Source organism: Flavobacterium sp. N3904 (assembly GCF_025947305.1).
In the GTDB taxonomy this organism is placed as follows: domain Bacteria; phylum Bacteroidota; class Bacteroidia; order Flavobacteriales; family Flavobacteriaceae; genus Flavobacterium.
On sequence record NZ_CP110009.1, the window covers coordinates 883,926 to 895,091 of the forward strand.

2 protein-coding genes are annotated in these 11,166 nt (G+C 40.6%); both read right to left on the minus strand.

What is annotated here, in order from left to right; genetic code table 11:
• Window positions 1-149 precede the first annotated feature (149 nt).
• Window positions 150-4,778 (minus strand): T9SS sorting signal type C domain-containing protein, encoded by a 4,629-nt coding sequence (locus OLM57_RS03635; RefSeq protein ID WP_264565880.1) that lies wholly within the window; start codon window positions 4,776-4,778, stop codon window positions 150-152.
• A gap of 352 nt (window positions 4,779-5,130) precedes the next feature.
• Complete coding sequence (locus tag OLM57_RS03640) at window positions 5,131-10,833, minus strand: fibronectin type III domain-containing protein (RefSeq protein WP_264565881.1); 5,703 nt, start codon at window positions 10,831-10,833, stop codon at window positions 5,131-5,133.
• Window positions 10,834-11,166: the final 333 nt, after the last annotated feature.

Sequence of the window (11,166 nt, forward strand, 5' to 3'; positions counted from 1 at the left end):
AATATAAGAAATATTATAAATAATAAAACAATTCATATGAAATTTCTTTATAATAATTCAAGACAAAAATCGCAGTTAGATTGTTCATTAATAAAAAAATCCCACCTTGAATAAACAAGATGGGATTAAATTAATAGTGGGACTGTGTTCTAAAAAACGATTTCCTTGCTGACCCATTTGCCATTTGCCAATTGTACGACAACAATCAAAAACTGATCACCAGAATTCAAATTGGGTATCACAAATTCATTTTTGTCTGTGTTTTTGTTTTCATAAAGCAATCTTCCTCTCAGATCATAAACAAAAACATCTCCCAAAGCTTCGGCTGTAGAAACTATCGTGATTTTCTTGTTTTTTACATATACATTCAACGCTTTTTCAACAATTTCATGGTCATCGGTGCCCAAGGTCTTGTTGGTGTATTTCAACACAAAACGATCGTTTTCGGTGCCTTTTATTGCTGTAAAGCTGTAACTCCCTTTGGTCAAATCATGCATCACTGCCGTTTTCTTGTCCTCCAGCCAAATCTCCTGATTGGCCAATAGACCGTCTCTGTTTGCAATACCTATTTCAAAAGGCCCTTCAATGGTGCTTTTATATCCTAATGGTACTTCGTCTGTGGCTTTAAAAGGCACTGCTCGTCCCTGAATCGTATAGTTCTTCCCATTATTGAGACTGTAAAAATTAACATACGTATTGCCGTTAAAATTTGCCGCATCGTATAATTTATCCACATCATCGGTAGCTCCGGCGATATAACCAACCAACAATTGCTTGAAGGCTCCTCCTGAGTTAGTCAAGTTCAACCAGACCCTGTTTTTCTCAATTGCTGCCGATTTCTTGGTCTTCGACATTTTGAAAAACTGACTGTTATTTCCCGCTACCCGCATCGAGTTGGTAAATTTAAAACTACTGCCTGTTATATTAGCACTACCCACAAAAAACGATTGGCCGGCAGCTATTTGACCTGATGGTGGAGCACCCCCTGTAGAAGCAGCTGTTCCACCTGATCCATTATAAGTAGCATAATCACTTGATTGATAACTCGGACCGCTTGTCGCTATTGGCGTAATGTGCGTCCAGAAATACAATCCGCTAGCATATAAATCGCTATTGACATTCATAAACTCATCTGCATCTATAGCCGATGGATAAGGATTTCCTACCAAATTGAATTCGTTGGGTCCTACTGCATAGCTGTAATCCCCATTGTTGGGAACTCCTTTGAATGCAACGGGCTGTGAGTATGGGAAAACAACATTTTCTCCATTGGGCCAGATACCCCCTTTGGGCGTGCGGATAATATAGCCCACTCCCGGCGTCATTATTCCATTATAAAAAACCCAAGCATTAGCAGTTCCGTTATACTTAAAATACTTATCAGGAAAGGTATTGGGAGACAATCCGAGCGCACTTTGTCCCGTAACCGGTGAAGACCAATACGTATAATCGAAATTCTTCATCGGTGCCGAGCTACGCTGGTATTCAATAGCTCCCGAATTTGAGTTGGTAGTAGTAGCTGCATCTTGTACCAAACTCGCGTCGTTCTGGAAAATTAATTGACCGTTGGTCGTTACCGCATTAGTGATTGTTAATGTAACTCCTGATGGAACCGTTACAATTATACCCGCATCAACTGTCAAAGCACAGGCTGCAATATCGGCAGTAAATGGCTGGTTTGGAGTTACTGACGCAATTATGGCGCTTTTACTTGAATTAGGAGTTCCGTTAGTCCAAGTTGTACCGTTCCAAGTTGTAGACGAGGAGTCCAATATCGAAACAAAAGCCGATGGTGCTGATGGACAACCATTTCCGTCTGCTACCGTAAAGGTATAACTGTTTACAGCCAAACCTGTAACGGTATAAGAGGTTCCTGTGTCTGAAATTGCGCCAGGACCAGGATTAATTGTCCATGTACCACTAGGTAAGCCTCCCAAAGTAACACTGCCGGTACTTACTGTACAGCTTATGTCTGTTTTGGAACTTATCGTTGGGGCTGTTGGTAGGGCGTTGACTGTCATAGTCACAACATTTGAAATTGCTGGGCTTCCTGTTAAACAAGGAGTAGCATTCGATGTCATTTCGCAAGTAATTGCGTCTCCATTTGCCAAAGTAGTTGTTGTATATGTATCTGCTGTTTCACTTGGAATTAAAACCCCTCCTTTGTACCATTTATAGGTTGGTGTTGTTCCTCCGTTAGTTGGTGCAGCGGTAAAAGTTACCGATGTTCCTGCACAAATTGCCCCCAATGGTAACGCCGATATATTGACACTGGCTGGTATATTTGGGTTTACTGTTACGGTCCAAGTTCCTGTAGCTACTGATGGAGTAGTGTTACAAGTTCCGTCTTTAGCATAACGGCGGTAACTAGTTGTTGTTGTCAAGCCTGATGGCGGTAAATAGCTAGCACTTGTAGCTCCGGATATCGCAGCCACATAACCATCAACAGAAGACCTCCATGAATAGGTAATTGTAGTATCACCTCCACTGGCTGCTGTTGCACTTCCAATAGTAGTTGCTGGTGTACCTCCGTTACAAATCGTTTCGCCTGTTGTATTGATAGCTCCTGAAGTAAATAAAGCTCTTACTGTTACGGTCCAAGTTCCTGTAGCGACTAACGGAGTAGTGTTACAAGTTCCGTCTTTAGCATAACGGCGGTAACTAGTTGTTGTTGTCAAGCCTGTTGGTGGTAAATAGCTAGCACTTGTAGCTCCGGATATAGCAGCCACATAACCATCAGTAGAAGACCTCCATGAATAGGTAATTGTAGTATCACCTCCACTGGCTGCTGTTGCACTGCCTATAGTAGTTGCTGGTGTACCTCCATTACAAATCGTTTCGCCTGTTGTATTGATAGCTCCTGAAGTAAATAAAGCTCTTACTGTTACGGTCCAAGTTCCTGTAGCGACTAACGGAGTAGTGTTACAAGTTCCGTCTTTAGCATAACGGCGGTAACTAGTTGTTGTTGTCAAGCCTGTTGGTGGTAAATAGCTAGCACTTGTAGCTCCGGATATAGCAGCCACATAACCATCAGCAGAAGACCTCCATGAATAGGTAATTGTAGTATCACCTCCACTGGCTGCTGTTGCACTTCCAATAGTAGTTGCTGGTGTACCTCCGTTACAAATCGTTTCGCCTGTTGTATTGATAGCTCCTGAAGTAAATAAAGCTCTTACTGTTACGGTCCAAGTTCCTGTAGCTACTGATGGAGTAGTGTTACAAGTTCCGTCTTTAGCATAACGGCGGTAACTAGTTGTTGTTGTCAAGCCTGATGGTGGTAAATAGCTAGCACTTGTAGCTCCGGATATCGCAGCCACATAACCATCAGCAGAAGATCTCCATGAATAGGTAATTGTAGTATCACCTCCACTGGCTGCTGTTGCACTGCCTACAGTAGTTGCTGGTGTACCTCCATTACAAATCGTTTCGCCTGTTGTATTGATAGCTCCTGAAGTAAATAAAGCTCTTACTGTTACGGTCCAAGTTCCTGTAGCGACTAACGGAGTAGTGTTACAAGTTCCGTCTTTAGCATAACGGCGGTAACTAGTTGTTGTTGTCAAGCCTGATGGCGGTAAATAGCTAGCACTTGTAGCTCCGGATATAGCAGCCACATAACCATCAGCAGAAGATCTCCATGAATAGGTAATTGTAGTATCCCCGCCACTGGCTGCTGTGGCACTTCCAATAGTTGTAGCTGGTGTACCTCCGTTACAAATCGTTTCTCCTGTAGTATTGATAGCTCCCGAAGTAAATAACGCTCTTACTGTTACGGTAGTAGTAATAGAAATAGTAACAGGACATGAACCTCCTACTGGGCCTGATTCTAATTTTGTTATCTTTATAGCATTTGCCCCAGCAGTACTTAAAACCGCTGAAGTAAAACTACCTGCACCAGCTGTTGTAACAGTCATAGTAGCAGTTAAATTGGTAGCTGAACCAGCATCATAAGTAACTGTATAAATTCCTTTTGGAAGCCCTGCGGCTGATCCTGTTAAATTAATTGTAGTGGTACTTCCTGAACACACAGTAGTTGGAGAAACTGAAACACCTGTAAGACTATATGTAGGGCAAGTCCAAGAAATTTTTACCTGACCATCTCCACCCTTACCTCCAGCATGTGTATAACCTGCACCACCTCCACCGCCACCAGTGATTAAACCAGGATTACTTATCGTATTTGTTGTAACTCCATCACCTCCTTTTCCACCGTCACTATTTGGCGCACCTCCATTATTTTGATTAGCAGGATTCCCACTAGCAGTTGAATTGGCTCCTCCTCCTCCTCCTCCCGAATAATTTGAACCCACATTACCATCATCTCCAGAGCCTCCATAAAAATTAGATGATCCACCTACATTACCAGAAGTTACAGCTGCAGCACCTGCACCATTTCCAAAAAAACTTGCTTGTTTTCCACCACCACCACCTATTGCAAGAACTGTTACATTTGACACAAACCAGCTTGAACCGCCAGAAGAACCGTCAGTAGGACTATTTGTACCACCTGAACCACCCAAACCTACAGTAACAGTATAACTCGTTCCCAAAACTAGGGGAATAGCAAGTTTTTTAGCATAAGCACCACCACCACCACCACCAGCAGCTGCAAAAAAATTAGCTCCTCCTCCTCCTCCTCCCGCTCCCCAGCACTCAGCAGTGACCGAGGCAACACCAGCTGGAGCCGAGAAAGTTCCGGATGCAGGAAATGTCTGTGATTGCCCAAAAGAAAATAATGGACCTAAAAAAACGGCGGTAAAAAAAAGTAAAATTCTATTCATAGTATTTGGGGGAATTTGAAGGATGATTTAAAAAATAAAAGAAACTATAATTTATATGCTATTAATAAAAATAAGTTTGTTTTTTTATGTTAAATTCCATTATACCTATTCAAACACAGATATTTATACATGCAAAATTAAAAATTAAAAATTAATGTAATAACAAAATTATTCACAAAGTTCCACTCTTACACTAATAACTTGTTTTTCTTAATACTTTTATAAGAATAATTGTATAGATTAGAGTAAGCAACTACCAGACAAATAAAAACCTTCATCTTGAAATTAACACTCAAAAAAAATCCCATCCTGTTTATTCAGGATGGGATTAAATTAATAGTGGGACTGTGTTCTAAAAAACGATTTCCTTGCTGACCCATTTGCCATTTGCCAATTGTACGACAACAATCAAAAACTGATCACCAGAATTCAAATTGGGTATCACAAATTCATTTTTGTCTGTGTTTTTGTTTTCATAAAGCAACCTTCCTCTCAGATCATAAACAAAAACATCTCCCAAAGCTTCGGCTGTAGAAACTATCGTGATTTTCTTGTTTTTTACATATACATTCAACGCTTTTTCAACAATTTCATGGTCATCGGTGCCCAAGGTCTTGTTGGTGTATTTCAACACAAAACGATCGTTTTCGGTGCCTTTTATTGCTGTAAAGCTGTAACTCCCTTTGGTCAAATCATGCATCACTGCCGTTTTCTTGTCCTCCAGCCAAATCTCCTGATTGGCCAATAGACCGTCTCTGTTTGCAATACCTATTTCAAAAGGCCCTTCAATGGTGCTTTTATATCCTAATGGTACTTCGTCTGTGGCTTTAAAAGGCACTGCTCGTCCCTGAATCGTATAGTTCTTCCCATTATTGAGACTGTAAAAATTAACATACGTATTGCCGTTAAAATTTGCCGCATCGTATAATTTATCCACATCATCGGTAGCTCCGGCGATATAACCAACCAACAATTGCTTGAAGGCTCCTCCTGAGTTAGTCAAGTTCAACCAGACCCTGTTTTTCTCAATTGCTGCCGATTTCTTGGTCTTCGACATTTTGAAAAACTGACTGTTATTTCCCGCTACCCGCATCGAGTTGGTAAATTTAAAACTACTGCCTGTTATATTAGCACTACCCACAAAAAACGATTGGCCGGCAGCTATTTGACCTGATGGTGGAGCACCCCCTGTAGAAGCAGCTGTTCCACCTGATCCATTATAAGTAGCATAATCACTTGATTGATAACTCGGACCGCTTGTCGCTATTGGCGTAATGTGCGTCCAGAAATACAATCCGCTAGCATATAAATCGCTATTGACATTCATAAACTCATCTGCATCTATAGCCGATGGATAAGGATTTCCTACCAAATTGAATTCGTTGGGTCCTACTGCATAGCTGTAATCCCCATTGTTGGGAACTCCTTTGAATGCAACGGGCTGTGAGTATGGGAAAACAACATTTTCTCCATTGGGCCAGATACCCCCTTTGGGCGTGCGGATAATATAGCCCACTCCCGGCGTCATTATTCCATTATAAAAAACCCAAGCATTAGCAGTTCCGTTATACTTAAAATACTTATCAGGAAAGGTATTGGGAGACAATCCGAGCGCACTTTGTCCCGTAACCGGTGAAGACCAATACGTATAATCGAAATTCTTCATCGGTGCCGAGCTACGCTGGTATTCAATAGCTCCCGAATTTGAGTTGGTAGTAGTAGCTGCATCTTGTACCAAACTCGCGTCGTTCTGGAAAATTAATTGACCGTTGGTCGTTACCGCATTAGTGATTGTTAATGTAACTCCTGATGGAACCGTTACAATTATACCCGCATCAACTGTCAAAGCACAGGCTGCAATATCGGCAGTAAATGGCTGGTTTGGAGTTACTGACGCAATTATGGCGCTTTTACTTGAATTAGGAGTTCCGTTAGTCCAAGTTGTACCGTTCCAAGTTGTAGACGAGGAGTCCAATATCGAAACAAAAGCCGATGGTGCTGATGGACAACCATTTCCGTCTGCTACCGTAAAGGTATAACTGTTTACAGCCAAACCTGTAACGGTATAAGAGGTTCCTGTGTCTGAAATTGCGCCAGGACCAGGATTAATTGTCCATGTACCACTAGGTAAGCCTCCCAAAGTAACACTGCCGGTACTTACTGTACAGCTTATGTCTGTTTTGGAACTTATCGTTGGGGCTGTTGGTAGGGCGTTGACCACAACCAGAACCTCATTTGAAATTATCGGACTACCACAAGTTGGAGTAGATGTACAAACCACAAACCAAGTTCCTGCTGTTAAGCCTGCTCCTGTTGGAGTATATGTTGGTCCTGTCTGGCCTGTAATTGCTGTAATTGCTCCACCCGATACTGAACGTTTTCCCCATTGATTGGTCGTAACTCCGCCGCCTGTAATTGTTGCTGCCAAAAGTGTTCCAGCACTATTACTGCAAAATGATTGAGGAATGTTTGGTGTAACACCTACTGCTGTCAAACTAGGTGTAATCGCAATAGCCGCAGTTGAAGAATTTACAGCACAACTTGTACCATTTTTTACAACAACTCTATATTGAGTAGTCGTACTTAAGTTTGTTGCTGTGTAAGTTGCGGTTAGATTTCCTATAGAATTAACAACCGAAACAAAATTATCAGTTGAAGATTCCCAACGCTGAATAGTTCCAGTAAATCCTGCTAGTGACAATAAAGTACTGTTTGTTCCCGCACAGACCGTTGTGCTGCCATTCAAAGTTCCGCCTACGCTAGTGGTAGTTCCTACCGTAACTGCGAGAGTTTTAACTGCACTTGTACCACAGCTATTCCCAGCTGTAACACTTATGTTTCCACCTGTTGTACCAGTAGATACCGTAATACTTGTAGTCCCAGCTCCAGCAGTTATTGTCCAACCTGTTGGAACAGTCCAGCTATAAGTTGTCGCATTGGCCACCGCTACTATACTGTAAACCTGTCCAGTCAATGATGGACATTGTGCTGCTGTTCCACTTACTGTTCCTGGTGTGGCTGGTGTTGCAGACAACGTTGAAAAGGTTGCTGTAACAGAATTGGAACTTGTACCACAGCCATTTACAGCGCGAACTCTAATATAATAAGTTACACCTGCTGTTAATCCCGTTATAGGATAAGCAGTTACATTGGCAACATTCAAATTATTATACCCCGCAACAAAACTTGCAAAAGTATTTACTGCTGAGACATCCAATCGGTAGCTTGTCGCATCAACCGAAGCCGACCAATTAGCCGTAATTTGAGTACAAGCTGCTCCAGAACCAAAAGGAGAGGATGGTGCTGCTGCTATCCCCGGACTCGTAGTTATGGAAATCACATTACTAGTATAGGTACAACCCGAGGTAGCCGCGCTTGAGCCGACCACAATTCTTCGGTAATAAACAGTAACATTTGATGTTGTTGTAGTTACAGCAACTGGTGTATAATTTTGTAAGGTTGCACTAGGTATATCAGTCCAATTTGTATTGTCTGGTGACGATTGCCATTGGAAATTAATGGTCGGATTAACTGTTGCACCATTGTAAGTAAGTGTACCTATTATAGTATTTGGAGTGGTTCCACTACAAACCAATGCAGGAGTTGGAGCTGTTATTGTATTCGAACTAGCAACAAAAGGAGTCATACTAAAACCAACAACATTCCCTCCAGCATTCTCATAATAATCAAAAACCAACTCACTAGAACCTGTCAAATATATTAAAACATTACCAAAAGTTGTATTGCCTTTATCACCCCATGAATTAAAAACCAATGTACCATCTACATACAAACGAAATCCATCATCACCATTCATGTTTGCCAAATAACAACCAACTTTAGTTGATTTCATTCTATAACGAACTGCAAATTTATCTGCGTAAACATTTGTTCTATTCACTTCAGCCGTTAGTACAGGGAAACAACCCGTATCACCGCCAAAACCTTGGGATAAAATAGTCTCAGGCTCATTATAATAACCAGCATAATTGGCAGTTACAAAAGGAAGACTTGTTGTCAGTGTATTTGGTGATGCGCCTCCTGGAGGAGGACCTACTGTCCAATTGTACACATATCCTATCCAAGCATTATCACCAAAAATAGTTTGAGAATCTAATGTGTCACCAACAGTATTTAATTTTAATTGCAATGCCCCCCCTGTTGCTCCTGTATTTGAACAATCACTACTGGAAAGAACTATTTTTATTTGTCCCGAAAATGTGGCAGTCCAGTTCAAAGATGTTCCAGCAGCAGCAGTTGAAAATGCCGTAGGACTCACATTATTATTAGTACTGGCATCCAAAATATTTAAACTTTCGTTTAGTCCAGAAAAAACATCCCCTACAGAAAATGTATACCCAAATCCTTGCACCACATCGAGTAAAACATATTGTCCAGAATTGATAGAGGCAGTAGTCCTTGTATTTAAAGTAGGGCTGTCAATACATATTTGATAATTACTTCCTACCTGTGTTGTTGGTACAAATGCCAATGTTGTAGCCGATATCGTTCCCGAACTTGCTGTTGTACTGCAACCATTCATCGCACGAACTCTATAATAATAAGTAGAAGAAGGTGGTAAATTCGTAATAGTATAAGTCGTTACATCCCCAACATTTAGATTATTATATAAAGGAAGAATACTCGCAAAACCAGTATCTGTCGCTACATCAATTAAATAACTTGAAGCATTGGCAGATGGAGACCAATTGGCATTAATTTGCGAACAGGTAACCCCTGTAGCTGCATTAGCAAACGGTACCGGTATGGTTCCCACGGGACTGGTAGTAATGGCTATCGAATTACTAGTATAAACACAACTGGACGCCGCAGCAGCAACTGCCGAAACTACTCTCCTATAATAAACCGTCACATTCACGGTGGTAGTTGTAATGGCCGGCGGTGTATAATCCTCTGAAGTCGCTCCAGAAATATTGTTCCAAGTACTATTATCAGGTGACGATTGCCATTGAAATTTTATCGTTGGATTAACCGTTGCTCCATTATAGACAAACGCAGAACCATCAATAACTCCTGGCGAAGCACCACTGCAAACAGCAAAAGGCGAGGGCGCTGTTACCGAATTGGAACCAGCCACAAAAGGTGTCATGGTGAAATTAGAAACATTTCCTCCGTTTTTTTCATAGTATTCAAACAACAAATCAGTTCCAGTACCTCCATTCTTACTTGCATCAAGATAAACTAAAACATTATCATAAGTTGCTGTTCCCTGCTGAATCCAGGCATCAAATACTTTAACGCCATCTACAGTCAATCGAACACCATCATCCCCATCAATTTTCACTAAATAACAGCCATTCAACGTAGAACGCATCCTGTATTTTACTGCATAGGTATCCGTTCTAAAAGTTGCCGGAGCACCATCAGCTACATACGGAAAACAAGTGTCACTCCCTCCGTAATTTTGACTAAATGATGTTGTTGTACCAGTAACTGTATTTGTTTGATTAAAATAACCCAAATAATTAGAAAAAGCATTAGCATCATTTGGTGGAACTCCTACCGTATTCGAAAAATTATAAACATGTCCAATCCAAGAATTGACTCCATAAGCCAATTGAGAATCGCCTGTATCATTACCTCCGGTATAAGCAATCGTAATAGTGTCGGCACTTGTGCTCGCAGCACAAGCATTTGAATCATTGTTGAATTGAACATACAAAACACCCGTAAAAGTGGCCGTCCAACCTAGAGAAATAGCAGTAGTATTTGTCGATGAAATTGCTGTTGCAAGACTTGTACCCGTTGCAGTACTCTCAAAAAGCGTGACTCTTTTTATAAAACCTAAATCTGTATTTGTTGTTTTTATCGCATAGGTGTAACCCTTTATCACATTTACAGCGACATAAGTCCCAACAGTTACTCCGGCAGTAGCCACCTCACCTACATTGGGGGAAATAACTTCGGTATTGTAACAAATGGACTGAACGGTGGGCGTAGCGATAAAAGGTTGATTGGCAAAAGTACATTGAGCAAAACTGGCGCTTTGACATAGTAATAGAATCAACAGTACGGAAAGTAATTTTAATTTCATAATTAGAATTATTTATTTTTTACTAACGAACCTGATTTAATCAGTTGGCATTGCCATTAGAAATAAGTGCAAATACTTTATAATAAGCACCTAAAGAAATTTTAACAAAGTTAAAACTAATATTCTCCAATATATCGATAAAAGTTATATTTTATTAGATAAACAAATGTTAAATTAAAAATTTGTAATCCATTTATATAAAAAATGATTCACAGTATTATATGTTAAATAATTTTTAGTAATACAAAATTTTAAGACTTTGTAACAGAATAAAACAAATAAACCTCTATAAAATTTGGTTAGCATACGGAGAGTCTGCAAAGTTGCAGCATA